Source organism: Ensifer sp. MJa1 (assembly GCF_037026475.1).
Classification (GTDB): domain Bacteria; phylum Pseudomonadota; class Alphaproteobacteria; order Rhizobiales; family Rhizobiaceae; genus Ensifer.
In genome coordinates this window covers 147729-172432 of the sequence record NZ_JAKUMO010000010.1, presented here as the reverse complement: position 1 = coordinate 172432, position 24704 = coordinate 147729, and the positions used below count along the sequence as shown (strand labels likewise).

The following is a 24704-nucleotide window of genomic DNA, read 5'->3' as shown; positions in this document are numbered from 1 at the left end:
TTGTTCAATGATGGCTTGCCGGTTGGGACGCGGCCGGCGCGGTGCTGCGGCCGCCGGTCAGCCACCAGATGGCGAGGCCTGTCACCAGAAGCATGGCCGTCGCAACGATCACGACCGCCACGAACGCCTGTTCGAAGGCGAGACGCGCGCGCGTCACCAGCTCTGCTGCAAGCTCCGTCGGCAGCGTCTCGGAAAGCAGCAGGGCCTCGTCGAGGCTGTCGCGTGCCATCGGCGGAATGGCCGCTCCTTCCGGCAGAACGAGGAAGGCTGTGTAGACCATCGACATCACGCTGCCGAGCACGGCAATGCCGATCGCGCCGCCGAGCTCGAAGGAGACCTCCTCGACGGAGGCCGCCATGCCTGCGCGCTCCGCAGGAGCATTGGACATGATGGCGCTGGAGGCGGCCGTCATCGACGCGCCGATGCCAAGGCCGAGAACGACGAGGCTGGCGATCTCGGCAAGCGGGTCGGTGCCGTGGACCAGCAGATATCCGCCGAGCCCGAGGCCCGAAAGGATCAGTCCGGAGCGCAGCACGACCTCCGCCCCGAGCCGGGGCAGGAGCACGCCGGTCAGCGGGCCGGATACGAAGGCGGCAAGCGGGATCGGCAAAATGAAGAGGCCTGCTTGAAGCGGCGAGAAGCCGTCAACCAGCTGCAGTTGCTGGCTCAGCACCAGTTCGATGCCGACGATCGAACCCGATGCGACCAGTGCGGCTGCGACGCCCGAGGAGAAGGCCGGATTGCGGAAGAGGCCGAAATCGATCAGCGGATGAGTACTCCGGCGCTGACGCCGCACGAAAAGGACAAGCGCGATGGCGCCGATCACGGCAGCAACAAGGCCGGCCTCGAGCGAGGGCTCTCGCTTGCTCGTTTCCTTGATGGCATAGGCAAGCCCGATGAGGCCGACCATGATCTGCAGCGAGCCGAGCGCGTCCCACGGATGCCTGGAATTGCTGTCATGGTTCGGCAGCACGGCGAGGCCGAGCAGCAGAGCGATCGCGACGATCGGCACGTTGATCAGGAACACCGAGCCCCACCAGAAATACTCAAGCAGGAAGCCACCAAGCACCGGGCCGATGGCCGCGCCGCCTGAGGCGATCGCGGCCCAGACGCCGATCGCCAGCGCCCGTTCGCGCTCGTCGGTGAAGGTGAGGCGAATGATCGACAGTGTTGCTGGCATCATCAGCGCGGCGCCGACTGCGAGCAGCACGCGGCCGCCGATGAGGACCTCAGGATTGGGCGCGTAGGCGGCGATCAGCGAGGCGACGCCGAAGACGGCAAGGCCAACGATGAAGGGCTTCTTGTGGCCGAGCCGGTCGCCGAGCGTGCCGAGGCCCGGCAGAAGGCCGGCGACGACGAGGGCATAGGCATTGACGATCCAGAGCTTTTCCGACGCGGTTGCGCCGAGATCATGGGTCAGGCGGGGAAGGGCGGTATAGAGCACCGTCATGTCGACGACGATCAGAAGCAGGGCGCTCGATACGATGGCCAGAATGAGCCAGCGATTTTGCGGAAGCATGGTACACCTCGGGCGCCCGCCCACAGGAATTGCGGACTGGGCCTTGTTTACGTCAGGGCAATTATTTAAATACATACGTATGGAATTGAAATAGGAAGTCAAGATGGGACGACGGCGAACAATCGAACGTGACAAGGTTCTGGATGCGGCGGAGGCAGTCGTGCTTGCCGTCGGTGCCGGTGGGCTGACGATCGATGCCGTCGCCAAGGCGTCCGGTATCACCAAGGGCGGTGTTCAATATTGCTTCGGCAACAAGGACGGCCTGATCGACGCGATGATGGAGCGTTGGTTTGCCCAGTTCGACAGTGCGGTTGCCGCCGAAGGCGGCGACGACCCCGACCCGGTCAAGGCGATGCGCGCACATGTATCGGTGACGGCGCGGATGGATATGGCCGACAAGGCCCGCACGTCTGGCATGATGGCGGCACTTCTGCAGCGGGAAGAGCATATGGCCAAGAACCGCGCCTGGTATCGCGCCCGTCTCGACGGTCTCGACCTGTCGACCGAGGCAGGGCGCAGGGCGCGACTGATGTTTCTGGCGACCGAAGGCGTTTTCCTGCTGCGCGGCTTCGGCTTCCTCGAAATGAACGCCGCCGAATGGCAGGATATGTTTGCCGACATCCTGAAGTTGCTGCCGAGGGAAACCGGCGCCGCATGACGAATGCGGCTGTCCCCTCTGCCGATAGCGTCGGCTCGATATCCGAACGGCAGATCGCGCTTTAGAGGTCGATGACCCCGCGCATGGCGCTGACGCATTTGCCGGAAAGGCTGACCTGGCGAACGACGCCGTCGCGCTTGTTTACAGAGGCGCCGATGAGGCTGCGGCGCCCCATCTCCACACCCTGTTCGATTGCAATCTCAACATCGATATCCCGATCGGGCAGCAACGTGACGAGATAGGCCGAGAGGGCTGCCGAGGCGCTACCGGTGGCGGGATCCTCGTTGACGTTGTCGAGCGGCGCGAACATGCGGGCGCGGACCTGCCAGGGATTTTCGGCCGAGCGGCTGTAGAGGAACAGGCTGAAACTGTCTTCCTCGGGCTTGTAGCGCGCATTGGCCGCCTGGAAAGCAGTCACGTTGGGTCTGGCCGTCGAGAGTGTCGCGACATCTTTGATCTCGGCGACGGCGAAAGGCAGGCCGACGGACAGGCGGGTCGGCGCATGGACGCGGGTGCTGATGGCCTCAGGCGCGAGCGATGCGCAGGCGGCGATGGTCTCGGCGTCGATCTCGGGGCCAACCGTTAAGCTGCGCGGCACCACGATGCGTGCACCGGTCACGTCGCCCTTGTCGCGCAGCAATGTCGCCTCGACGAGACCGGCCTTTTCCTCGAAGCGCAGGACATCACCCGGAACGCGGCCGAAGATCTCCTTGAGACGGCCGAGCACGAAGGCGGTGCCGACATTGGGATGGCCGGCAAAGGGGATTTCGGCCGTCGGCGTGAAGATCCGGACCTCCGCCGTGTTTTCCGGGTCGCGGGGCGGGAGCACGAAGGTGACCTCGGAATAGCCGAACTCGGTGGCGATCGCCTGCATCTGCCGGTCGCTTAGAGCCCGGGCGTCGGGGATGACGGCAAGCTGGTTCCCGGAAAAACGCTCGTCCGTGAAGACGTCGACGGTGACGTAGGCGATGGATGGCGAGGCTGCGGTCATGGCGTCGGCTTTCGCTGGGTTTGTTTGCGAAGCCAAGGCTTAAGCCAGCGCCGGCAACGGGCAAAGACGCCAACTTGTTCCGGTGACAAGTTCAGCACTTCGGCCCGATACGCGAAGAGGGGCCGCGACGCAGCCCCTCCGCTTGTCGTCGGTGGGGCCGGTTCAGGCGGCCTTTTCGAGATCCTTCTTCCAGGTACCCTTGGCGGCAAGGCTGCACATTTCGGCGCGATGCGCAAAGGCGCGCTGGCCGATACCGATATTGTCGGCCTTGCCGTGCCAGGCGTTGAGCGCCTCCTGCTGCAGGGCACGGCCATAGGAGAAGGTAAGCTTCCACGGCAGATCATGATGGGTGTTCATCGCCGAAAGATGCGCGGTCGCTTCTTCTGTCGACTGACCGCCCGAGAGGAAGGCTATGCCGGGCACGGCCGAAGGCACCGTGCGCTTCAGCACCTTGATCGTGCGCTCGGCCACTTCCGCGACGGACGCCGTGCGGGCCTTCTTGCCGTCGATCACCATGCTCGGCTTGAGGATCATGCCTTCGAGCCTGACGCGCATTTCCGCCAATTGCTCGAAGGTGGTGCGCAGTGTCCACTCCGTCACTTCTTCCGAGCGCTCGATCGAATGGTCTCCGGGCGCACCGTCCATCAGCACCTCCGGCTCGACGATCGGCACGATGCCGGCCTCCTGGCAAAGGGCGGCATAGCGGGCAAGCGCGTGCGCATTGGCGCGGACAGCGCCCGGGCTCGGCAATGCATCGGAGATCGCGATCACACCGCGCCATTTGGCAAACCGCGCGCCGGCTTCATAGTATTTCGCCAGACGCTGGGCGAGGCCGTCGAGACCTTCAGTGATGGTTTCGGCCGGAAAATTGGTCATCGGCTTGGCACCGGCATCGACCTTGATGCCGGGGATCGAGCCGGCAGCGCGGATGATGTCGACGAGCGGGGTGCCGTCGACCGCATGCTGGAACAGGGTCTCCTCATAGAGAATGACGCCGGAGATGTACTTGCGCATCGCCTTGTCGGCGCGCAGCAGCATCTCGCGGTAGTCACGCCTGGAGGTCTCGGTGGATTCGAGACCGATCGTATCGAAACGCTTCTTGATCGTTGCCGTCGACTCGTCGGCGGCAAGCAGGCCCCGGCCGTTGGCGACCATGGCAATTGCGATGTCTTCCAGTCTTTCGCTCATGTTTTTCTCCCTAGATCACGACGATTTGGGCCGGGCCGGCCCCAATCATAAACGTGATCGATCCCAACAAATAGAGCGGGATGCGGGCGGAAAACCGCGCACACTTTTCCTCATCCCGCTCAGCGCTGATCACCGGGGACCAGGCGAGTACTGAAACAAGCAGTTTCGGACCGACGGCGCACAAGGCTGCCGCCGCGCTCCAAACGAGGGCGCGAGTAACAGGCGAAATTGTCCAGGAAAATGGCGGGAAAAGCGACTGAAACGATTTAAAATTTTTTAATCGATTGAACAGTAACGGTTCTTTCTTGAAAGTGGCGCGCGGCGGTTGTGTCCGCGCGCCAACTCTATGGCTTACTTCTGCTTGAGGATGTCGACGCCCGGAAGCGGCTTGCCTTCCATCCATTCAAGGAAGGCGCCGCCGGCGGTCGAGACATAGCTGAAATCGTCGGCGACCTCGGCATGGTTCAGGGCCGCAACGGTGTCACCACCACCGGCGACCGAGACCAGCGAACCCTGGCGGGTGCGGGCAGCAGCGTGCTGCGCGACAGCGACGGTCGCCTTGTCGAAGGGAGTGATCTCGAAGGCGCCGAGCGGGCCGTTCCAGACAAGCGTCTCGGCCTTGGTGATCCAGGCATTGACGGCAGCGATCGATTTCGGACCGACGTCGAGCACCATGGCATCGGCGGGGATGGCGTTGATGTCGACCACTTCGTTGTCGGCGCCGGCCTTGAACTCACGGGCAATCACGCCGTCTTCGGGAAGCACGATGGCGCAGCCGGCCTTGTCGGCCGCAGCAATGATCGCCTTGGCTGTTTCTGCGAGGTCGTGCTCGCAGAGCGACTTGCCGACATTGATGCCCTTGGCGGCGATGAAGGTGTTGGCCATGCCGCCACCGATGACGAGCGCGTTGACCTTGGTCACCAGGTTCTGGAGGAGATCGATCTTGGTCGAGACCTTGGCGCCGCCGACGATGGCGACGACCGGGCGCTTCGGCTGGCCGAGGCCCTTTTCCAGCGCTTCGAGCTCGGCCTGCATGGTGCGGCCGGCATAGGCCGGCAGGTGATGGGCAAGGCCTTCGGTCGAGGCGTGAGCACGGTGGGCCGCAGAGAAGGCGTCGTTGACATAGATGTCGCCATTGGCGGCAAGCGCCTCCACGAAAGCCGGCTCGTTCTTTTCCTCGCCCTTGTGGAAGCGGGTGTTTTCGAGCAGCAGCACGTCGCCGTCGTTCATTTCGGCAATCGCCGTTGCCGCCTTGTCACCGATGCAGTCGGCGGCAAAGTGAACGCGTTGGTCGAGCACGTCCTCGACGGCCGGGGCGATCGTCTTCAGCGACATGTCGGCGACTGGCTCACCCTTCGGACGGCCGAAATGGGCGAGCAGGATGACCTTGGCGCCCTTTTCGGACAGTTCGCGGATGGTCGGCGCGACGCGCTCGATGCGCGTCGCATCGGTGACCACGCCGTCCTTGACCGGCACGTTGAGATCGACACGCACCAGCACGCGCTTGCCGGCGATGTCGGTCAGATCGTCGAGGGTCTTGAAAGTCATCAGATAGTCTCCGGTGATAGTCTTTGGAAAAGGGTGGGATAGTCGATGACGAGGCCGTCCTCGTCCACGGGCAGGTCCGCTGAAAAGCTGCGGTCCTCGGCCTCGTAGCGGTAGAGCCTGAAATCATCGAGGCAGGTGTAGTGCTGGCCGTCCACGACCGGCTCGAACGTGTCGAACGGCACGTAGAGCATCTTCAGCCTGGCGGTGCCCGACTGGCGGTTGAGACCGAGGCGGCGGATCGGCAGCGTGTTGGTGAAGGGCGTGCCAGCGAGGTCGATGTCAATGCAACCGTCGAACTCGGGCAGGGCTGCGCCTCGCGCCGTCATCCATTGGCCGGGAACGTCCGAGCGCAGATGCAGGCTCCGACCATCCGTTGTGTCGACCATCAACTTGCGAACGTGCCAATGGTCATCACAATCGATCCGGTATCGCACGCCGTAGGGCGTACCGCCGCGGTTGCCGATGAGAACACTGACGGCGCGGATGACCGCGCCGTCAGTAGTATCGGTTTTCGTCAGTGTCAGGTGTTCGAGCCCTTCCCCTTCAAGCGGACGCCAGCGGACCGTCGTTGGAGAAAGGGCGCGAAACATGTGACTTAGATCAGCTTGGCGAAAGCGACCGCCGTGTCGGCCATGCGGTTCGAGAAGCCCCACTCGTTGTCGTACCAGGTGAGGATACGAACGAAGTTGCCTTCAACGACCTTGGTCTGGTCGATCGCGAAGATCGAGGAGTGGCTGTCATGGTTGAAGTCGCGCGAAACGAGCGGCTCTTCCGTGTAGCCGAGAACGCCCTTCAGCGCGCCGTTGGCGGCAGCCTTGATGGCATTGGTGATTTCTTCGACCGAGGTGTTGCGCTTGGCGACGAACTTGAAGTCGACGACCGAGACGTTCGGGGTCGGGACGCGGATCGACGTGCCGTCGAGCTTGCCCTTCAGTTCCGGCAGAACCAGGCCAACGGCCTTGGCGGCACCGGTCGAGGTCGGGATCATCGACAGAGCGGCAGCGCGGGCGCGGTACAGATCCTTGTGCATCTGGTCGAGCGACGGCTGGTCGTTGGTGTAGGAGTGGATCGTGGTCATGAAGCCGTGGTTGATGCCGATGACATCGTTCAGGACCTTGACGACCGGAACCAGGCAGTTCGTGGTGCAGGATGCGTTCGAGATGACCAGGTGGTCCTTGGTCAGCTGGTCGTGGTTGACGCCATAGACGACCGTCAGGTCAGCGCCGTCGGCCGGAGCCGAGACGATGACGCGCTTGGCGCCAGCGGTCAGGTGGGCGGCAGCCTTGTCGCGGGCGGTGAAGATGCCGGTGCATTCCATCGCGATGTCGACGCCGAGTTCCTTGTGCGGCAGCGTAGCCGGATCCTTGATCGCCGTCACCTTGATCGGCTTGCCGCCGTTGATGGTGATCGTGTCGCCTTCGACCTTGACCTCGGCCGGGAAGCGACCGTGGATCGAGTCATAGCGCAGCAGGTGAGCGTTGGTCTCAACGGGGCCGAGGTCGTTGATCGCAACGACTTCGATGTCCGTGCGGCCGGATTCGACGATGGCGCGAAGCACGTTGCGGCCGATGCGGCCAAAACCGTTGATGGCGACTTTCACTGTCATGGGTCTCTCCCTGTCTGAATGACGTGGTACGAAAAAAAGCGGGGCGCACCTTTCGGCGCGCCCCGCAGATTGATCAGGCGAGCTTCGTTTCCGCGGCGGCGACCACCGCCTCGGGCGTGATGCCGAAGTGCTTGTAGAGCTCCTTGTAGGGACCGGAAGCTCCGAAGGCCGACATGCCGATGAAGGTGCCGTCGCTGCCGATGAAGTGATCCCAACCCTGGCGGATGCCAGCTTCGACGGCGATCTTGACCGGCGAGTTGCCGATGATCGCCTGCTGGTAGTCTTCGCTCTGCTCGGCAAAGAGCTCGAAGCAGGGAACGGAGACGACGCGGGTGGAAATGCCCTTGGCCGTCAGCGCCTGGCAGGCCTTCACGGCGATCTCGACTTCCGAGCCGGTGGCGAAGATCGTGACCTTGGCGTCGGCGGCCGAGATCAGGTCATAGGCGCCGCGAGCGCAGAGGTTCTCTTCCTCATACTCGGTACGAACAGCCATCAGGTTCTGGCGGGTGAGCGCGATGCCGGACGGACGGTTGTGGCTCTCTAGCGCGAGCTGCCAGCATTCGGCCGTTTCCGTGGCGTCGGCCGGACGGAACATCAGGAGGTTCGGGATGGCGCGCAGTGCCGCCATGTGCTCGACCGGCTGGTGCGTCGGGCCGTCTTCGCCAAGGCCGATGGAATCGTGCGTCAGTACGTGGATGACGCGGATGCCCATCAGTGCAGCAAGGCGGATCGACGGACGGCAGTAGTCCGAGAAGATCAGGAAGCCGCCGGAGTAGGGGATAACGCCGCCATGCAGCGCCATGCCGTTCATGGCCGCGGCCATGCCGTGCTCGCGTACACCGTAGTGGATGTAGCGGCCGGAGAAGTCGTCAGGCGTGATCGACTTGGTCTGGCTCGTCTTGGTGTTGTTCGAGCCGGTCAGGTCAGCCGAGCCGCCGATGGTTTCGGCGAGAACACCGTTGATGACTTCAAGTGCGTCTTCGGACGCCTTGCGCGTTGCCGGAGACGGCTTGGTCTCGGCAAGCTTCTTCTTGTAGTCCTCAATGGCAGACGACAGACGGCCTTCGAGCTCGCCGGAGAAGCGGCGAACGAACTGAGCCTTCTTCTCGGCGTCGCTCTTTTCGAGGCGATCTTCCCATTCCTTGCGCGCCTTGGTCGAACGCAGACCGGCGAGACGCCAGGCATCGAGCACGTCGGAAGGAACGACGAAGGCTTCGGCTTCCCAGCCGAGCGCCTTGCGGGTGGCGGCGATTTCCTCGGCACCGAGCGGCGAGCCGTGAACCTTGTGGGTGCCGGCCTTGTTCGGTGCGCCGAAGCCGATCGTCGTCTTAGCCGCGATCATCGTCGGCTTGTCGGACTTCTGCGCCTGGTCGATCGCAGCGGCAATCGCGTCCGGGTCGTGGCCGTCGACGGCGATGGTGTTCCAGTTGCTGGCGCGGAAGCGGGCGTGCTGGTCGGTCGAGTCGGCGATCGAGATCGGGCCGTCGATCGAGATGTTGTTGTCGTCCCAGAAGACGATCAGCTTGTTGAGCTTCAGGTGGCCGGCGAGCGAGATCGCTTCCTGGCTGATGCCTTCCATGAGGCAGCCGTCACCGGCGAGCACATAGGTATAGTGCTCCATCAGGTCGGAGCCGAATTCGTCACGCAGCTTGCGCTCGGCGATCGCCATGCCGACGGCATTGGCGATGCCCTGGCCGAGCGGGCCGGTGGTCGTCTCGATGCCGGCGGCATGGCCGTATTCCGGGTGGCCGGCGGTGCGGGCACCGAGCTGGCGGAAATTCTTGATCTCGTCGATGGTGATGTCTTCGTAGCCCGTCAAATAGAGCAGCGAATAGAGCAGCATCGAGCCGTGGCCGGCCGACAGCACGAAGCGGTCGCGGTTCGGCCAGGAGGGGTTCTTGGGGTCGAAGCTCAGATAGCGCGTAAAGAGGACTGTCGCTATGTCGGCTGCACCCATGGGCAGGCCTGGGTGGCCGGAATTTGCCTTCTCGACGGCATCCATGGAGAGGAAACGGATCGCATTTGCCATCCGGTCGTGTTTTTCGCGAGAGATCATGACTGTTCCGTTTGCGTTCGGTGGTCAGGGAACGGTCTCTATCCTCCAAAGACCGCGCAAGAAGCGGCTGACACATAGCAGGTGCGCCGTGCGAGTCAATAAATACGGGGCTTCCGCGGCCATTTGACGGCAGGTTGTTCAAGCCCCCCATCCCAGTCCTTGTCCCGCAATGCAACAGAGCTTTCGCACTGCCGTTAAACAAAGCCGGCTACGCAATCCATCCACAGCTTCCGCTGTTGTTTGCGGACGTTGGCATTGTTGAGACTTGCGTAATAGGTTTAAAAAAGATCGAGCCGAAGCGGCGGACGGGATTCGGGCGATTCGGCCTCATGGGCGAGGTATTCGGAACACATGCCGGCAAAGACTGTCAAAGCGGCGATCGACGAACTGCGCAACGCGGTGCAATCCCTGGAGAATGCGATCGACGGTCGGTTTGACAGGGAGCGGGATTTCGGTGAGTTCGAGAGCGAAGTGCGGCGCGTCAACACCGACCGGTCGCGACTGGCGCAGGAACTCGATCAATCGCAGTTCCGGGCAAACCGGCTCGAGGAGGTCAACCGCGAGGTTTCCCGCCGCCTCGTGACGGCGATGGAAACCATTCGGGCGGTGCTCGACCGCTAGGATTAATCGACATGGCGCAGGTGACAGTTTCGATCGACGGCAAGGCCTACCGGATGGCCTGCGAAGAGGGGCAGGAAGGTCACCTGACCGAGCTTGCCACCCGGTTCGATCAATATGTCGGGCATCTCAAGAGCCAGTTCGGCGAGATCGGCGATCTGCGGCTGACCGTCATGGCCGGCATCATGGTCATGGACGAGCTCAGCGAGGTCAATCGCCGGCTGAAGAGCCTCGAGGTCGAAGTCGGCAACCTGACCGATGGGCGCGATGCCGTGCTGTCCGATCAGATGAAGAACGAGGAGGCGCTGGCCTCCGCACTCAGCGAAGTCACGGCCCAGATCCACGGTATCGCTGCCAAGCTGAACGGCCGTTCGACGCCGCCGGCAGGCTGACGAGGTTTCGGCGACGTGCCTCTGGCGCGAAGCACCGAGACACTTTATATATCGGATGCGGTCTGCGCTTCCCGACAGGAACCACAATCCCCGGGGCCATACTCGATCTCAAGGGAGCTGTCCCTGTCCGGGCTCGTGGGTCTGGACACATGGCGCCCACCTACTTTGTAGGCACCCGGGATCGTAAACTATCCATCGGTTGTGTGGATCGCACCTTCTCTCCCCTTTGGCGGCCACTCAGTCTCCGGCAAAAGCCCGGCGAATGGCGTCGGCCATGGCCTCGACGATCCGGTCCTTGCCGTTTCCAGCCTTCGATATCCGCAGGACGACGTTGGAGTAGTCGATCACCTCGTAACCGTCATCGGCGGTCAACTCGCGACATCCGGCCGGGATGCTGCTGCGGGCAAGCGGCGCGATCGCAAGACCCGAGACCACCGCCGCCATCAGGCCGCCACTGGTGCGGCTGACATAGGCGACGCGGCTGTCGATGCGGCTTCTCTTCAGGTTGCGCAAGGCGAGGTCGTCGCACCACCCGCCCTCCAGGTAGGTATAGGTGGCAATCGGCACCGGCCGGCGCTCGTCGGTGCGGTGCTGCTCCGAGGTTGCCCAGACCGTCGGATCCATCATCAGCACTTCGTTCTTTGTCTTGCCACCGGGTTCGAAAACGACGGCGAGATCGATCTCGCCGGCCTCGAGTGCTGCCACATTGGTTATCGACGCGCCCTGCTGCACGGTCACCTCGACGCCGGGATGAATGGCGGCGAAACTGCCGAGCGCCTTCGGCAGAGTGGAATTGATGTATTCCTCGGGGATGCCGATGCGCACCGCGCCATCGAGGGCTGGCTGGCGCATGGCAGCGGCAGTGTCGTCAAGCAGGGTGACGATGCGGCGTGCATTGTCGACCAGGCGGAGCCCCTGCGGCGTCAGCACGACGCCGCGCGAATGGCGTTCGAACAGGGCGTCGCCGAGCATGTCCTCGAGCTTCCTGATTTGCATGCTGACGGCTGATTGGGTGCGGCCGACGATATCAGCCGCGCGGGTGACATTGCCGGTGTCAACGACGGCGAGAAAGGTTCTGAGCAGATCACTGTCGAGCGGAAGGGACATGGCCGTTACCATCAGAAATTCTGATGGTTGCCATGCTTGCAATTCGTTTGCCAGATGTCAACGAGCGGGCGAAGATCACCCGGTCACACCATCTTGCGCAGGATTTTCCCATGAGCGTTCTTGCCGTTTTCGCTTTTTCCGAAACATCCGTGGCCGCCCGGCGCCAGGTGATGCGAAAGGTGGCTGAGCTGCTGTTGCCGGAGGTAGCGGCCGAGGTGCCGGCATGCCGGCCGCTGCTTCTGCGCGATGCCGGGATCGAGGCCGCCGCCGTCGGGCCCGTGCGGTGGCAAGGATCGAGGCGGGAAGTTGTCTACCGCTCGCATTGGCTGCTGTGAGCGCCTCGGCCGGCAGGGTTGTCGTGCGCCGGGGCCTTAAGAGATGAGGTCGAGCCTGGCGGCGCGAAAGACCGCTTCGGCGAGGTTGCCCGCCTGAAGTTTGCGCATGGCGTCTTCCAGTGCCTGGTCGATCCGGTCGAGCGGGATGTCGGTCTCGCGCATCATGTCCTGACGCGTGCGGCCGCGGGCGGCCAGCGTCAGGCAGCGCAGTTCCAACGGGTCGAGTTCGTTCATCTGGTCCTTCATGGACGTCGGCTTTTCCACTGCTGCCTGCAGGCGCGCGTCCATACATCGAGCGCGGGAATTAGTTCCTGCTAATTATTTGAAAACGTGTCCTTATTTGCACGCGGTCGGCAATTCGCGAAAGCGGAACCCGCGTCCATGATGAATGGAAGGCTAATGCTGTGCCGAACCGGGAAGTGCCGTCACGTGTGTCGCAAACTGCGGCAAAGTCGACGATGTTGGGGATGTGCAAGCGGCGCGATGCGGTAAACAGGCTGGCGGCCGGACCGGGAATCGGCGAGAAAAGACGGGCCTGTGCCATTTCGGGAAGAAATTCTTTCGTCGACGATGGCAGGCGGCGGGCTGGCAGGAGAGGTGCTGAATGTCACCGAAGGATTTGAAGGCGGCGCTGCGTAAGGAGAGGCTGGCGCTGCGCGATGCGATGCCGGCGGAGATACGGATCGAGGCAAGCCTGACCATGGCCGATCATGCAGGCGACGTCATCGCGCTCGATCCCGGACACATCGTCTCGGGCTTCTGGCCGATCCGCTCGGAGGTCGACATAAGGCCGCTGATGGCGCGGCTGAAAAGCCGCGGCGCCCGGCTGTGCCTGCCTGTCATCATGGACAAGAAGACCATTGTCTTTCGCGAATTGCTCGATGGCGTCGACGTCATCGCGACCGGCTTCGGCACGACGGGCCCGGGGCCGGAGGCGCCGGAACTCGACCCCGACATCATGCTGGTGCCGCTTTCCGCCTTCGATGCGACCGGTCACCGGATCGGCTACGGCGCCGGCTACTACGACCGGGCCATCGACCGGCTGCGCAACAAGGGCCACCTGCCGAAGCTGATCGGCATAGCTTTCGATTGCCAGGAGGTGGATGCGGTTCCGGCCGAACCGCATGACGTGGCCCTGGACGCGGTGCTGACGGAGAGCGGCTTTCGGCATTTCTAGGACATCGCTGAGAAGCCTGTGGACGGCGCCGGGCCGTTGAAGCCAAACCGGTCGACCCGAGAGGTCGTTGCCCCGTCGATTTCCGTGATGCCGATCTAAAACGTTTCCAGCAGCGTTGGGATCGTGTAGACGCTCTATCTCTTTGTTTTACGCAGCTCCGGACGCCAACATCACTGACGCGCTTCCACCGGACCTGCTCTGGTGGGATTGAGCGAGCATGAGGCTTCTGTTTCTGGGCGATATGGTGGGCAAGACCGGCCGCACGGCGGTCTGGGAGCGGCTTCCAGGATTGATCGGAGACCTCAAGCTCGATTTCGTCATCGTCAACGGCGAGAATGCCGCCGGCGGCTTCGGCATCACCGAGGACATCTTCCTCGAGACGATCAACGCCGGGGCCGATGTGGTGACCACAGGCAATCACGTCTGGGACCAGAAGGAAGCCGTGGTGTTCTGCGAGCGGCACGACCAGTTTTTGCGCCCGGCCAATTATCCGGCGGGCACCCCCGGTCGCGGCTCCAACCTGTTTTTCGCCCGCAATGGCGCGCGCGTGCTGGTCGCCAACGTCATGGGTCGCGTCTTCATGCATCCGGAGCTCGATGACCCCTTCAAGTCGGCGGAGGCCATTCTCGATGCCTGCCCGCTCGGCGAACAGGCGGACGCGATCGTCTTCGACTTTCATGCGGAAGCCACTAGCGAGAAGCAGTGCTTCGGCCATTTCGTCGATGGCCGCGCCAGCCTCGTCGTCGGCACGCACACCCATGTGCCGACCGCAGACCACCAGATCCTCAACGGCGGTACCGCCTATATGAGCGACGCCGGCATGTGTGGCGATTACGATTCCTCGCTCGGCATGGACAAGGAAGAGCCGCTCAACCGTTTCATCTCGAAGATGCCGAAGGGGCGTTTCGAGGCGGCCTCGGGTCCCGCGACCATCTGCGGTCTTGGCGTCGAGATCTCCGACCGTACCGGTCTCGCCGAAAAGATCGCTCCGTTGCGTCTCGGGCCGAGGCTGGCCGAAACGATCCCGGACTTCTGGTCCTGAACGAGAGCCCAGCGGCATCCGGAGCCGATTGACAAGGCCTCGCGCGAGCGTTGATCTGATCACGTATCGCCTTCGAGGAATTGATTTTTTTCAAGGTGACAACCCCATCAAATGATGGCAGGTTAACGCGAAATCGCGCCGGGCCGGGGTGCGGTTTATTCGTGCGTTTTTGCAGATTGCCGCGTGTCCGTAGTCTTCGATTGCGGGCGTGGAATGTTGTAGCTGAGCATCGGGAGCCTTTCTTGCTGCCAGCGAATTTGACCCGACGGCGTTCGCCGGCCGAAGAGCGGAAGCGCTGTATCATTTGATTGCTTGAGTGATTTTGCCTCTTGGATCGCTCCCGATCCGAGGATTTGTGCGGAGCGGGACGGCAATGCGGCGAATTTCCGCTTATGTCCGGCTCTGGAGTATTCAAGGCGATTGCGGTGCTCCGGTCGGACGGTCGCGCACCGTGATCCCAGTGCATTCGGAGGGCGTGCATGTTGTCTAAGTGGCATTTGCCGATGATCGTCGGTGCTTCTCTTTCCCTTCTTTGCGTTGTCGCAGCCAAGGCGCAGGACGCGCAATTGCCTGTCGTGACCGTCGCCAAGCCCGTCGTGCGTGATGTCATCGACAGCGACGAGTTCATCGGTCGGTTCGAGCCGGTCGACGAGGTACAGGTTCGCGCCCGCATCGGCGGCTATCTCGACGAGATCAATTTCACCGACGGCGCCCTGGTGAAAAAAGGCGACAAGCTCTTCGTCATCGACCAGCGTCCCTATCGAACGGCTCTCTCCCAGGCCGAGTCGACCTTGGAATCGGCGCGTTCGACGCTTGAATTCGCCGACGCGCAGTTCAAGCGGACGCAGTCGCTGACCGGCACCGGAACGCTGTCGATCTCGACGCTCGACGATCATCGCCGTGAGCTGCTTTCGGCGCAGGCGCTGGTGCGCGGCTCGGAAGCAGCGGTCGAACGCGCCAAGCTCGACCTCGACTACACGACCATCACAGCCCCGCTCAGTGGTCGTGTAGACCGGCGTCTGCTTTCGACCGGTAACCTCGTGCAGGCCGACCAGACCGTGCTGACGACGATTGTCTCGCTCGACCCGATCGACTTTTACTTCGACGTCGACGAGCGGCGACTGCTTTCCTACGCGCGGGTTGCGCGCGAGCGCGGCGCCGCGCTCCAGGAAGGTGGCGGTTCGCTCGAAGTACTCGTCACCATCGCCGATTCCAATGAAGAACCGTTCAAGGGCAAGCTCGACTTCGCCGAAAACCGCGTCGACCCCGAGAGCGGCACCATGCGCGTGCGTGCCCGCCTCGACAATCCGAAACTGGTGCTGCAGCCCGGCCTCTTCGGCCGCGTGCAGATCGAAGGCTCGAACACCTACAAGGCGGTGCTCATCCCGGACGAGGCGATCGGCGCCGACCAGAACGAGCGCATCGTTTACGAAGTGACCGCTGACGGAACCGTGGTGACCAAGCCGGTACGCCTCGGCCCGAGGGTGCACGGCTACCGCGTCATCCGCTCAGGCATGACGGGTGAGGAGACCATCGTCGTCAATGGCCTGATGCGGGCGCGTCCGGGCACCAAGGTGAAGCCCGAGGCGATCCAGTTGCCGCCCGAAGGGCCATCCACGGCGGCGCCGGCCACGGGGGCGGCACAATGAGGTTCGCTCACTTTTTCGTCGACCGGCCGATCTTCGCATCGGTGCTTTCGATCGTGCTGCTGATCGTCGGCAGCATCGCCTATTTCCAGCTTCCGGTGGCGCAGTACCCGGAAATCGCCCCGCCGACGATCGTCGTCAGGGCGGCCTATCCCGGTGCCGACGCCGATACTGTCGCCAACACGGTTGCGACCCCGCTCGAGCAGGAGATCAACGGTGTGGAGAACATGCTCTACATGTCCTCCTATTCGACCGCTGACGGCTCGATGGCGCTGACGATCACCTTCAAGCTCGGCACCGACCTCGACCAGGCGCAGGTGCTGGTGCAGAACCGTGTGTCGATCGCCGAGCCGCGTCTGCCGGAGGAAGTCCGGCGCATCGGCATCACCACGGCCAAGAGCTCGCCCGACCTGATGATGGTCGTGCACCTGCTCTCGCCGACCGAACGCTACGATCAGCTCTACGTCTCGAACTATGCGCGCACGCGCATTCGCGACCTGCTTGTGCGGCTTGACGGTGTCGGTGACGTCATCCTGTTCGGCGAGCGCGAATATGCCCTGCGTGTCTGGCTCGACCCGGAAAAGCTGTCAGCCTATGGCATGACCGCCGGTGACGTGGTGCAGGCGCTGCGCGAGCAGAACGTCCAGGTGTCGGGCGGCTCGATCGGCGGCCCGCCCGCGCCAGGTGACAGCGCCTTCCAGTATACGGTCACCACCGATGGCCGCTTCAGCGATGCGCGGCAATTCCGCTACGTCATCGTCAAGGCGACGGAAGCCGGCCGTCTCGTGCAACTGCAGGACGTCGCGCGCGTCGAGCTCGGCGCCCGCGAATATGTCAACAACAGCTATCTCGATGGCAGCCCGGCGGTGGCGCTCGGCATCTTCTCGCGGCCGGGCACCAATGCGCTCGATGCCGCCGCGCAGATCCAGAAGGTGATGACCGACGTCTCGCGCGACTTTCCGGAAGGGCTCGAGTACCGGATCGTCTACAATCCCACCGAGTTCATCTCGGAATCGATCAACGAGGTCTACAAGACGATCGCCGAGGCGGCCATTCTCGTCGCCATCGTCGTTCTCGTCTTCCTGCAATCCTGGCGCACGGCGATCATCCCGATCGTCGCCATCCCCGTATCGCTCGTCGGTACCTTCGCCGTCCTCTACGCCTTCGGCTTCTCGCTGAACATGCTGACGCTGTTCGGCCTGGTGCTGGCGATCGGTATCGTCGTCGACGATGCCATCGTCGTCGTCGAGAATGTCGAGCGAAATCTCGCGCGCGGCATGACCCCGCGCGAGGCGTCACACGTGACGATGGACGAGGTGGGGGCCGCGGTCATCGCCATCTCGCTGGTGTTGACGGCCGTCTTCGTGCCGACGGCCTTCATTCCCGGCATCGCCGGCCAGTTCTACCTGCAGTTCGCCGTGACGATCTCGGTCGCGACGGTGATTTCCGCCTTCAACTCGCTGACGCTGTCGCCGGCGCTGGCGGCGATCCTGTTGAAGCCGCACGAAAATGGCCATCATGAAAGCCGCAACCCGTTGACGCGGTTCGGCAAGTCCCTGGCCAACGGCTTTAACAACGGCTTCGACCGGATGGCTGAGGTCTATGCGCGGATGGTGCGCGCGCTGGTGTCGACCAAGACCGCACTTGCTGCGGCACTCATCGTCTTCGCCGGCCTGCTCGGGGCCACCTGGTACATGGCACAGATCGTGCCGCGCGGCTTCGTGCCGACCATGGACCAGGGCTATGCGATCGTCGTCATCCAGTTGCCCGACGGGGCTTCGCTCGATCGCACCGACGCCGTGGTCAAGCGCGCCTCGAAGATCATCCAGGACGTGCCAGGGGTAAAGAGCGCGGTTGCCTTTGCCGGCTTCAACGGTGCGACCTTCACCAACGCCTCCAACTCGGGCGTGGTCTTTGCCTCCTTCGAGAGCTTCGAAGAGCGGCTGAAGCACGGTCAAAACGCAAACCAGATCATCGGCCAGCTCTATGGCAGCCTGCAGAGCATCCAGGAGGCCTTCATCATCGCCGTGCCGCCGCCGTCGGTACGCGGTATCGGCAACTCCGGCGGCTTCAAGATGCAGATCATGGACCGCCAGAGCGCCGACATGCGCCGCGCCCTGGGTCTCGCCTACCAGATGATGGGCGCTGCCAACCAGACGGAGGGGCTGACGGGTGTCTTTACCACCTTCTCCGCCTCGAGCCCGCAGTACTTCCTGGCGATCGACCGCGACAAGGCGCGCACGCTCAACGTGCCGATCCCCAACATCTTCGAAGCGTTGTCGATCAACCTCGGCACGTCCTACGTCAACGACTTCAACGCGTTTGGCCGCGTCTACCAGGTGCGGGCGCAGGCCGACCAGCAGTACCGTGTGGAACGGGACAACATCCTGGCGCTGAAGGTGCGTTCGGCAACCGGCGCCCTGGTGCCGATGGGAACGCTCGTCGAGATCCGCGACACGGCCGGTCCAACGCTGGTGCAGCGCTACAACATGTACGTCTCGGTGCCGATCCAGGGCAATCCTGCCGTCGGCGTCTCGACCGGCACGGCGCTCGACAAGATGGAGGCGCTTGCCGCCCAGATCCTGCCGCAGGGCACCACCTTTGAGTGGACGGAACTCGCCTTCCAGGAGCGCCAGACGGGCAACACGGCCGTGTTCATCTTCGCACTGTCGGTCGTCTTCGTGTTCCTGGCGCTGTCCGCCCAGTATGAAAGCTGGGTGCTGCCGCTGGCGATCATCCTGATCGTGCCGCTCGGCGTGCTTTCGGCGCTGGTCGGCGTGTCGATCCGCGGTCTCGACAACAACGTGCTGACGCAGATCGGGTTGATCGTTCTGATCGGCCTTGCGGCCAAGAACGCCATCCTGATCGTCGAGTTCGCCCGGCAGGGAGAAGACGAGGGCAAGACGCCGATCGAGGCGGCGGTGGAGGCGAGCCAGTTGCGCCTGCGGCCGATCCTGATGACCGCGTTTGCCTTTATTCTCGGCGTCGTGCCGCTGATGATTGCCACCGGCCCGGGTGCGGAAATGCGCCAGTCGCTCGGAACCGCCGTGTTCTCGGGCATGCTGGGGGTTACCTTCCTCGGCCTGTTCCTGACCCCGGTGTTCTATGTGGCGCTCAGGTCGTTCAGGCGACGCAAGTCGACGGCGGTGACCGAGCCCGCGCCCCACCCGGCCGAATAGCGCCACGGGTCTCAAACGCGGCGACGCCCCGGCAGAAATGCCGGGGCGTTTGCTGTCAAAAGGGACCGTTTCCCAATTGCCGCCGTAGGGGCGGTGACGCAAACGTGAGCACGGCGGGGCGTTTGTAACTGGACGCAGCCAATTCATTGAACAATTCTCTCCCTGCCCGTGACGCCGTGGTTCGGCCGAGCGAAGGCAAAGGCTTCCATTCGCTGTTCAACGGCTGCATGGCATGAGCCCTCCGGCTTAAGGCCACGTGGTCAAGGTGAGAGAGGTGAAGGCTGATGCTCCGCTACCTTTTCTACACGTTCGCCACCATCTGGCTCATTCACACGTTCTGGCCGTCAGTCGCGCGCGCGCAGCAACAGCCCCAACACGCCAGTCAGTGCCAGGCGATCGCCGAGGCGCTGCCACAGGCGACCTTCGCCAGTTTCACGCCGGCCGCTGCCACCACGAAGCGGACAGTGGTCGGAGAGGTGACGATCAGTTATCTCGGCCACTCCACCTTCCTGATTGAGACGCCCGGCGGCGTTTCGATCGCGACCGACTACAATGGCTGGTTTGCGCCCGCGACACCGCCGACGGTGGTGACGATGAACAAGGCGCATTCAAGCCACTACACGCTGGCGCCGGATCCGGCGATCAAGACCGTGCTGCACGGCTGGGGCGACAACGGTGCACCGGCGCGCCATGATCTGGTGGTCGGTGATGCCTTCATTCGCAACGTCACGACGGATATCCGTGCCGGGGGTGCCGCGATGGAACACGACGGCAACTCGATCTTCATCTTCGAGGTGGCGGATCTCTGCATCGGTCATCTCGGCCATCTCCATCACGAACTCGACGACAGCCATTACCGCCAGATCGGCAGGCTCGATATCCTGATGGTGCCGGTCGACGGCGGGCTCACCATGGGGGCGGAAAGCATGAGCCGGGTCGTCAGCCGGCTGCGCTCTTCGCTGATCTTGCCGATGCATCGTCGCGGTCCGCCGATCGACGCCTTCCTCGACATGTTCGGCGACGACTACGACAAGCGTTTCGCTGACAGCGCCAGCGTCAAAGTCTCGTTGCGTTCCTTGCCAAGCAAACCACTGATTTATATTCTTCAAGGCGTCTGAGTTCTGAATTGTTGCATGTCGTTGTCGCAGAACCGCTGCGGTGCGCGGCATGCTCTAGGATCGCCCGATGAAGTTGCTTGTGGTTGGCGTTTCGATCTTTCTCTCCCTTTCGACCGTGGCCGAGGCGGGTGGTGCACCACCACCGCGCATGCCTTCTGCCGAAGGACAGCAAGAGCAAAGCCTGCCGGCGACGGCAGACCCGCCCGCCGGCGAGCAGGAAATGTTCATGATGCCCTCGGGCAATATCGGCTGCGTCTACACGCCCGAAGGCGGCACGGCGGTTTACCAGCCTCAGGACGGTGGGCCCGAGCTCGCCTGCGATATCGTCGCGCCACGTTATGTTCGCGCCACCCTTGGCCGTGCGGGGACTGCGACGCTCGATCACGCCGTTGGCGATCCGAGTTGCTGCTCGGCCGTGCAGGTGCTCGATTACGGACAGACCTGGTCAGTCGGGCCGTTCTCCTGCCTTTCGGAAAGAACCGGGCTTTCCTGCCGTCGTGACGACGGACATGGCTTCCTCTTGAGCCGCGCGCAGGTGTCGGCCAATTGAAAAGCGGCGCCCCGGCTGGACGGAAAGCGGCAATAAAACTATAAGGCGCCCCATTCCATTCAAATTCATGCATGCAGAGGGTGCCATGGCTGGCCATTCACAGTTCAAGAACATCATGCACCGCAAGGGCCGTCAGGATGCGGTGCGCTCGAAAATGTTTTCCAAGCTCGCGCGCGAAATCACCGTTGCCGCAAAGGCCGGCATGCCGGACCCGGCGATGAACGCGCGCCTGCGCCTGGCGATCCAGAACGCCAAGGCGCAGTCGATGCCGAAGGACAACATCGAACGGGCAATCAAGAAGGCGTCCGGCGGTGACTCCGAGAACTACGAAGAAGTCCGCTACGAGGGCTACGGCCCGGGTGGCGTCGCCGTCATCGTCGAAGCGCTGACCGACAACCGCAACCGCACAGCCTCCAACGTCCGCTCGACCTTCACCAAGGCCGGCGGCGCGCTCGGCGAAACCGGCTCGGTTTCCTTCTCCTTCGACCGCGTCGGCGAAATCACCTACAAGCTCTCGGTCGGTGACGCCGACACGGTTATGGAAGCGGCGATCGAGGCCGGTGCCGACGATGTGACCACCGACGAGGACGGCCACTCGATCATCTGCGGTTTCGAAGCGATCGGTGAGGTCTCCAAGGCGCTCGAAGACACGCTCGGCGAAGCCGAGACCGTCAAGGCGATCTGGAAGGCCCAGAACACCGTGCCGGTCGATGAGGAAAAGGCGCAGTCGCTGATGAAGCTCATCGACATTCTCGAAGACGATGACGACGTCCAGAACGTCTATTCGAACTTCGAAGTGTCGGACGAGATCCTGGCGAAGCTGTCGGCCTGATTGGAAAGCTGATAGCGTCCCAAGCATTCACCCGTGTCCGAAAGGGCACGGGTTTTTCTTTCAATGGCGCCGATGACCTATGACTTCGCGATCTTCGATTTCGACGGCACGCTTGCCGATACGGCAGCGAGTTTCATGCTCGCCTGCAACAGTGCGGCTCGACACTTCGGCTTCCGGGAACTTTCCGTCGAGGAGTTCCAGTCGCTAAGGGCGATGAGCAATCGCGAAATCATCGCGCATATGGCGGTGCCGATGTGGAAGCTGCCGCAGATTGCCACCTTCATGCGGCGTGCCATGGCGGCCGAGGCCGAATCCGTGCAGCTGTTTCCGGGTGCTGCCGATCTGCTTTTGCGGTTGAAAGCCGCCGGCATTGGCATCGCCATTGTCAGCTCCAATGCGGAGGAGAGCATTCGCGCAGCTCTCGGCGACGTGGCGGCAACCGTCGATCTTTATGAATGCGGCGCGGCGCTCTTTGGCAAGGCGCAGCATTTCAAGCGGGCGATCCGCTTTTCCGGTTTGCATGCGTCGCGCATTCTGGCGATCGGCGACGAGGCGCGCGACATCGAGGCGGCGCGAAAGGCGGGTATCGCGTCCGGTGCGGTTGGATGGGGCTATGCCGATCCGATCTTTCTGCAAGGGCTCAGGCCGGATCGGTTCTTTGGTCGAATGGAAGAGATCGCGCCGGCTTTTGGAGCGAACTGACCGATATCAGCCTCAGGCGGCCTTCGCGAGATCCCTCTGCGCATCGGCAAACAGGCGCAGCGACCGCAGCCGCGCTTCCATGTCGAAGATCGGCATGGAGATAATCAACTCGTCGGCCTTCGTCTGATCGAGGAACGTTTCGATCTTGCGCCGGATCGTCTCCGGTCCGCCGACAACCGCATACATCATCGAATGGTCGACGAAGATCTTTTCGTCGTAGCTCCAGAGCCCATCCATGGACTGCACCGGTGGCGGAAACTGGCCGCGTGCGTTGCGCCTTAGTGCCACGAAGGACTGCTGCATCGAGGTGAAGAGGTAGTTTGCCTCCTCGTCCGTATCGGCGGCGACGCCCATGACGCCGACCATGACATGCGGCTTGTCGAGGGTTTCGGACGGGGTGAAGCGCTCGCGGTAGATCTCGAGCGCAGAAAGCAGCATATCGGGCGCGAAATGCGAGGCGAAGGCGAAAGGCAAGCCAAGCATGCCGGCGAGGTGGGCGCTGAAATGACTGGAGCCTAAGAGCCAGATCGGCACATTGGCGTCGGCGCCTGGCACGGCGATGATCTTCTGGTCTTCCGCGACGGGGCCGAGCAGCGCCTGCAGTTCGACCACGTCGTTCGGGAAATTGTTGCCGCTCGCTTCCATGTTGCGCCTCAGCGCCTGGGCGGTGCGCATGTCGGTGCCAGGCGCGCGGCCAAGGCCGAGGTCGATGCGGCCGGGATAGAGAGCTGCCAGCGTGCCGAACTGCTCGGCGATCACCAGCGGCGAATGGTTCGGCAGCATGATGCCGCCGGAGCCGACGCGGATCGTCTTGGTGGCGGCTGCCACATGCGAGATCACGATCGAGGTCGCCGCACTCGCAATGCCCTTCATGCCGTGGTGCTCGGCAAGCCAAAAGCGCTGGTAGCCGTTTTCTTCCGCGGCCTGCGCAAGACGGCGCGAATTTTCCAGCGATTGGGCGACGCTGCCGCCTTGCGTGATCGGGGAAAGATCGAGGACGGAGAAAGTCGCCATGGCAAAGGCCTTCGTTGAGGGAAATTGATGAAAGGCTATGTAAGCTCAATTTTCCTCAATCCAAGGGTGGTGGCGAAGAAAACCTGATCTGCCGCCTCAGTTGTGCGTATGTTTTTGTTTTGTTCACTTTTTGCTGGCAGCGTCCGGACTGTCGTCATAGGGTGAAATTCATGCAGACCACGATTCGCATCATCGGCATCGATCCGGGCCTCCGCCGCACCGGCTGGGGCATCATCGAGACGCTCGGCAATTCGCTGCGTTTCGTCGCTTCCGGCACCGTGACGTCCGATGGCGAGATGGATCTGGCATCACGGCTCTGCCAGCTGCATGACGGCCTTGCCGACGTGGTGCACAGCTACCAGCCGCACGAGGCGGCGGTCGAGCAGACCTTCGTCAACAAGGATGCGACGGCGACGCTGAAGCTCGGGCAGGCACGGGGCATCGCGATGCTGGTTCCGGCACGGGCGGGCTTAAGGGTCGCCGAATATGCGCCCAACGCCGTCAAGAAGGCGGTGATCGGCGTCGGCCATGGCGAGAAGCAGCAGATTCACATGATGATCAAGGTCCTGATGCCGAAGGTCGAGTTCAAGGGCAATGACGCGGCCGACGCGCTGGCGATCGCCATCTGCCACGCTCACAATCGTCAATCGGTGACGAGCCGGCTTGCCGCATTGATGGCGTAGTTGCGCCCGACAAGATTTTTTCCGATGGTCTGAGCGACCATCCCACCGCGGGAGACGCCCCATGATCGGCAAATTGAAGGGTAACATCGACGAGATCGGCGAGGATCACGTTGTGCTCGACGTGCATGGCGTCGGCTACGTTGCCTTCTGCTCGGCACGCACCTTGTCCAAGCTCGGTTCGGCTGGCGAGGCGGCGGTGCTCTTCATCGAGACCTATGTGCGCGAGGACCAGTTGAAGCTGTTCGGCTTCCTGTCGGCCCTGGAGCGGGAATGGTTCCGCCTCTTGCAGAGCGTGCAGGGGGTTGGCTCGAAGGTGGCGCTTGCCGTGCTTTCGACGCTGACGCCGGGCGAACTCGCCAATGCGATCGCGCTGCAGGACAAGACGTCGGTCTCGCGCGCGCCGGGCGTCGGGCCCAAGGTGGCGGTGCGCATCGTCACGGAACTCAAGAACAAGGCGCCAGCCTTTGCTGGCGAGATGTCGGCATCGATCGGCCTCAAGCAGGAGCTTGGTGAGGGCGTTGCGTCCGCGCCGGTCTCCGATGCCGTTTCGGCGCTCACCAACCTTGGCTATTCGCGCGACCAGGCGGCCAACGCCGTTGCCGCGGCCTTGAAGAATGGCGGCGAAGGGGGCGACAGCGCCAGGCTCATTCGCCTTGGCCTGAAAGAACTGGCGCGATGAGCGCTTGCCTTGACGGGGCGCTCAAGGCAGAACGGATGGAGCCGGATGCAGGACGGATGTCTGC

24 protein-coding genes and 1 other RNA gene are annotated in these 24704 nt (G+C 63.1%); 15 read left to right on the top strand and 10 right to left on the bottom strand.

The window, feature by feature from the left end; all coding sequences use genetic code 11:
- Positions 1 to 4: 4 nt before the first annotated feature.
- Positions 5 to 1519 carry a DHA2 family efflux MFS transporter permease subunit gene (locus MKZ91_RS15900; protein WP_336171962.1) on the bottom strand — a complete coding sequence of 505 codons (1515 nt, stop codon included), beginning with the start codon at positions 1517 to 1519 and terminating at the stop codon, positions 5 to 7.
- A gap of 103 nt (positions 1520 to 1622) precedes the next feature.
- On the opposite strand from MKZ91_RS15900, the gene MKZ91_RS15895 reads away from it, so the two are divergent.
- Positions 1623 to 2177: a TetR/AcrR family transcriptional regulator gene (locus tag MKZ91_RS15895; protein WP_336171960.1), complete on the top strand. Its 555-nt coding sequence runs from the start codon at positions 1623 to 1625 to the stop codon at positions 2175 to 2177.
- Positions 2178 to 2238: 61 nt separating this feature from the next.
- On the opposite strand, the gene MKZ91_RS15890 is transcribed toward MKZ91_RS15895, so the two are convergent.
- The 6 genes from MKZ91_RS15890 to tkt all read right to left on the bottom strand — a co-directional run bounded on the left by MKZ91_RS15890 (position 2239) and on the right by tkt (position 9566).
- Complete coding sequence (locus tag MKZ91_RS15890; RefSeq protein ID WP_336171959.1) at positions 2239 to 3168, bottom strand: PhzF family phenazine biosynthesis protein; 930 nt, start codon at positions 3166 to 3168, stop codon at positions 2239 to 2241.
- Between the two features lie 162 nt (positions 3169 to 3330).
- Positions 3331 to 4356, bottom strand: coding sequence for a class I fructose-bisphosphate aldolase (locus MKZ91_RS15885; RefSeq protein WP_336171958.1), 1026 nt, complete (start codon positions 4354 to 4356; stop codon positions 3331 to 3333).
- A 351-nt stretch (positions 4357 to 4707) separates the two neighbouring features.
- Positions 4708 to 5904 (bottom strand): phosphoglycerate kinase, encoded by a 1197-nt coding sequence (locus MKZ91_RS15880; RefSeq protein WP_336171957.1) that lies wholly within the window; start codon positions 5902 to 5904, stop codon positions 4708 to 4710.
- Positions 5904 to 6494, bottom strand: a complete 591-nt coding sequence (locus MKZ91_RS15875; RefSeq protein ID WP_336171956.1) for a putative glycolipid-binding domain-containing protein — start codon at positions 6492 to 6494, stop codon at positions 5904 to 5906. The genes MKZ91_RS15880 and MKZ91_RS15875 overlap by 1 nt, the downstream gene beginning before the upstream one ends.
- Before the next feature lie 5 nt (positions 6495 to 6499).
- Entirely contained in the window at positions 6500 to 7510 is a 1011-nt protein-coding gene (gene gap / locus MKZ91_RS15870; protein ID WP_336171955.1) for a type I glyceraldehyde-3-phosphate dehydrogenase, read from the bottom strand.
- A 73-nt stretch (positions 7511 to 7583) separates the two neighbouring features.
- Entirely contained in the window at positions 7584 to 9566 is a 1983-nt protein-coding gene (gene tkt / locus MKZ91_RS15865) for a transketolase (RefSeq protein WP_336171954.1), read from the bottom strand.
- 351 nt (positions 9567 to 9917) lie between these two features.
- Between tkt and MKZ91_RS15860 the strand changes: the two genes are divergently transcribed.
- The 3 genes from MKZ91_RS15860 (at position 9918) to ssrS (ending at position 10790) form a co-directional block, all read left to right on the top strand.
- Complete coding sequence (locus MKZ91_RS15860) at positions 9918 to 10187, top strand: DUF4164 domain-containing protein (protein ID WP_065375262.1); 270 nt, start codon at positions 9918 to 9920, stop codon at positions 10185 to 10187.
- Positions 10188 to 10198: 11 nt separating this feature from the next.
- On the top strand, positions 10199 to 10576 hold the full coding sequence (locus MKZ91_RS15855) for a cell division protein ZapA (protein WP_336171952.1): 378 nt from the start codon (positions 10199 to 10201) through the stop codon (positions 10574 to 10576).
- Positions 10577 to 10632: 56 nt separating this feature from the next.
- Positions 10633 to 10790: non-coding RNA, 6S RNA (gene ssrS / locus MKZ91_RS15850), on the top strand.
- Between the two features lie 23 nt (positions 10791 to 10813).
- Here the strand turns inward: ssrS and MKZ91_RS15845 are convergent.
- Positions 10814 to 11683, bottom strand: coding sequence for a LysR family transcriptional regulator (locus MKZ91_RS15845; protein WP_336171951.1), 870 nt, complete (start codon positions 11681 to 11683; stop codon positions 10814 to 10816).
- A 23-nt stretch (positions 11684 to 11706) separates the two neighbouring features.
- Between MKZ91_RS15845 and MKZ91_RS15840 the strand changes: the two genes are divergently transcribed.
- Positions 11707 to 12018 (top strand): hypothetical protein, encoded by a 312-nt coding sequence (locus MKZ91_RS15840; RefSeq protein ID WP_336171949.1) that lies wholly within the window; start codon positions 11707 to 11709, stop codon positions 12016 to 12018.
- A 36-nt stretch (positions 12019 to 12054) separates the two neighbouring features.
- Here the strand turns inward: MKZ91_RS15840 and MKZ91_RS15835 are convergent, their stop codons facing one another.
- On the bottom strand, positions 12055 to 12264 hold the full coding sequence (locus MKZ91_RS15835) for a transcriptional regulator (protein WP_336171948.1): 210 nt from the start codon (positions 12262 to 12264) through the stop codon (positions 12055 to 12057).
- Between the two features lie 358 nt (positions 12265 to 12622).
- Between MKZ91_RS15835 and MKZ91_RS15830 the strand changes: the two genes are divergently transcribed.
- The 8 genes from MKZ91_RS15830 to MKZ91_RS15795 all read left to right on the top strand — a co-directional run bounded on the left by MKZ91_RS15830 (position 12623) and on the right by MKZ91_RS15795 (position 22264).
- Entirely contained in the window at positions 12623 to 13195 is a 573-nt protein-coding gene (locus MKZ91_RS15830; RefSeq protein ID WP_336171947.1) for a 5-formyltetrahydrofolate cyclo-ligase, read from the top strand.
- Positions 13196 to 13412: 217 nt separating this feature from the next.
- The gene (locus tag MKZ91_RS15825) at positions 13413 to 14237 is read left to right on the top strand and encodes a TIGR00282 family metallophosphoesterase (RefSeq protein WP_034806196.1); all 825 of its coding nucleotides are present in this window, start codon (positions 13413 to 13415) and stop codon (positions 14235 to 14237) included.
- Positions 14238 to 14716: 479 nt separating this feature from the next.
- Positions 14717 to 15886 (top strand): efflux RND transporter periplasmic adaptor subunit, encoded by a 1170-nt coding sequence (locus MKZ91_RS15820; protein WP_336171943.1) that lies wholly within the window; start codon positions 14717 to 14719, stop codon positions 15884 to 15886.
- Positions 15883 to 19062: an efflux RND transporter permease subunit gene (locus MKZ91_RS15815; protein ID WP_336171941.1), complete on the top strand. Its 3180-nt coding sequence runs from the start codon at positions 15883 to 15885 to the stop codon at positions 19060 to 19062. The genes MKZ91_RS15820 and MKZ91_RS15815 overlap by 4 nt, the downstream gene beginning before the upstream one ends.
- Before the next feature lie 281 nt (positions 19063 to 19343).
- Positions 19344 to 20180 carry an MBL fold metallo-hydrolase gene (locus MKZ91_RS15810; protein ID WP_336172022.1) on the top strand — a complete coding sequence of 279 codons (837 nt, stop codon included), beginning with the start codon at positions 19344 to 19346 and terminating at the stop codon, positions 20178 to 20180.
- Positions 20181 to 20247: 67 nt separating this feature from the next.
- On the top strand, positions 20248 to 20730 hold the full coding sequence (locus MKZ91_RS15805; RefSeq protein ID WP_336171939.1) for a hypothetical protein: 483 nt from the start codon (positions 20248 to 20250) through the stop codon (positions 20728 to 20730).
- Positions 20731 to 20815: 85 nt separating this feature from the next.
- Positions 20816 to 21562: a YebC/PmpR family DNA-binding transcriptional regulator gene (locus tag MKZ91_RS15800; protein ID WP_336171936.1), complete on the top strand. Its 747-nt coding sequence runs from the start codon at positions 20816 to 20818 to the stop codon at positions 21560 to 21562.
- Positions 21563 to 21634: 72 nt separating this feature from the next.
- The gene (locus tag MKZ91_RS15795) at positions 21635 to 22264 is read left to right on the top strand and encodes an HAD-IA family hydrolase (RefSeq protein ID WP_336171934.1); all 630 of its coding nucleotides are present in this window, start codon (positions 21635 to 21637) and stop codon (positions 22262 to 22264) included.
- Positions 22265 to 22276: 12 nt separating this feature from the next.
- Here the strand turns inward: MKZ91_RS15795 and MKZ91_RS15790 are convergent, their stop codons facing one another.
- Positions 22277 to 23278, bottom strand: coding sequence for an LLM class flavin-dependent oxidoreductase (locus MKZ91_RS15790; RefSeq protein WP_336171933.1), 1002 nt, complete (start codon positions 23276 to 23278; stop codon positions 22277 to 22279).
- Positions 23279 to 23448: 170 nt separating this feature from the next.
- Here MKZ91_RS15790 and ruvC point away from each other — a divergent pair, with 170 nt between their 5' ends.
- Positions 23449 to 23961, top strand: coding sequence for a crossover junction endodeoxyribonuclease RuvC (gene ruvC, locus MKZ91_RS15785; RefSeq protein ID WP_336171932.1), 513 nt, complete (start codon positions 23449 to 23451; stop codon positions 23959 to 23961).
- Between the two features lie 61 nt (positions 23962 to 24022).
- Entirely contained in the window at positions 24023 to 24640 is a 618-nt protein-coding gene (gene ruvA, locus MKZ91_RS15780; protein WP_336171931.1) for a Holliday junction branch migration protein RuvA, read from the top strand.
- Positions 24641 to 24704 lie beyond the last annotated feature (64 nt).

Excerpts from the sequence above, each read along its gene's own strand:
- MKZ91_RS15790 (WP_336171933.1), bottom strand. The coding sequence starts at position 23,278 with ATGGCGACTTTCTCCGTCCTCGATCTTTCCCCGATCACGCAAGGCGGC.
- MKZ91_RS15825 (WP_034806196.1), top strand. The coding sequence starts at position 13,413 with ATGAGGCTTCTGTTTCTGGGCGATATGGTGGGCAAGACCGGCCGCACG.
- ruvA (WP_336171931.1), top strand. The coding sequence starts at position 24,023 with ATGATCGGCAAATTGAAGGGTAACATCGACGAGATCGGCGAGGATCAC.
- MKZ91_RS15795 (WP_336171934.1), top strand. The coding sequence starts at position 21,635 with ATGACCTATGACTTCGCGATCTTCGATTTCGACGGCACGCTTGCCGAT.
- MKZ91_RS15875 (WP_336171956.1), bottom strand. The coding sequence starts at position 6,494 with ATGTTTCGCGCCCTTTCTCCAACGACGGTCCGCTGGCGTCCGCTTGAA.
- ruvC (WP_336171932.1), top strand. The coding sequence starts at position 23,449 with ATGCAGACCACGATTCGCATCATCGGCATCGATCCGGGCCTCCGCCGC.
- MKZ91_RS15845 (WP_336171951.1), bottom strand. The coding sequence starts at position 11,683 with ATGTCCCTTCCGCTCGACAGTGATCTGCTCAGAACCTTTCTCGCCGTC.
- MKZ91_RS15820 (WP_336171943.1), top strand. The coding sequence starts at position 14,717 with ATGTTGTCTAAGTGGCATTTGCCGATGATCGTCGGTGCTTCTCTTTCC.
- MKZ91_RS15800 (WP_336171936.1), top strand. The coding sequence starts at position 20,816 with ATGGCTGGCCATTCACAGTTCAAGAACATCATGCACCGCAAGGGCCGT.
- MKZ91_RS15830 (WP_336171947.1), top strand. The coding sequence starts at position 12,623 with ATGTCACCGAAGGATTTGAAGGCGGCGCTGCGTAAGGAGAGGCTGGCG.
- MKZ91_RS15815 (WP_336171941.1), top strand. The coding sequence starts at position 15,883 with ATGAGGTTCGCTCACTTTTTCGTCGACCGGCCGATCTTCGCATCGGTG.
- MKZ91_RS15895 (WP_336171960.1), top strand. The coding sequence starts at position 1,623 with ATGGGACGACGGCGAACAATCGAACGTGACAAGGTTCTGGATGCGGCG.
- MKZ91_RS15835 (WP_336171948.1), bottom strand. The coding sequence starts at position 12,264 with ATGAAGGACCAGATGAACGAACTCGACCCGTTGGAACTGCGCTGCCTG.
- MKZ91_RS15860 (WP_065375262.1), top strand. The coding sequence starts at position 9,918 with ATGCCGGCAAAGACTGTCAAAGCGGCGATCGACGAACTGCGCAACGCG.
- MKZ91_RS15840 (WP_336171949.1), top strand. The coding sequence starts at position 11,707 with ATGGTTGCCATGCTTGCAATTCGTTTGCCAGATGTCAACGAGCGGGCG.
- gap (WP_336171955.1), bottom strand. The coding sequence starts at position 7,510 with ATGACAGTGAAAGTCGCCATCAACGGTTTTGGCCGCATCGGCCGCAAC.
- MKZ91_RS15900 (WP_336171962.1), bottom strand. The coding sequence starts at position 1,519 with ATGCTTCCGCAAAATCGCTGGCTCATTCTGGCCATCGTATCGAGCGCC.
- MKZ91_RS15880 (WP_336171957.1), bottom strand. The coding sequence starts at position 5,904 with ATGACTTTCAAGACCCTCGACGATCTGACCGACATCGCCGGCAAGCGC.
- tkt (WP_336171954.1), bottom strand. The coding sequence starts at position 9,566 with ATGATCTCTCGCGAAAAACACGACCGGATGGCAAATGCGATCCGTTTC.
- MKZ91_RS15805 (WP_336171939.1), top strand. The coding sequence starts at position 20,248 with ATGAAGTTGCTTGTGGTTGGCGTTTCGATCTTTCTCTCCCTTTCGACC.
- MKZ91_RS15885 (WP_336171958.1), bottom strand. The coding sequence starts at position 4,356 with ATGAGCGAAAGACTGGAAGACATCGCAATTGCCATGGTCGCCAACGGC.
- MKZ91_RS15890 (WP_336171959.1), bottom strand. The coding sequence starts at position 3,168 with ATGACCGCAGCCTCGCCATCCATCGCCTACGTCACCGTCGACGTCTTC.
- MKZ91_RS15855 (WP_336171952.1), top strand. The coding sequence starts at position 10,199 with ATGGCGCAGGTGACAGTTTCGATCGACGGCAAGGCCTACCGGATGGCC.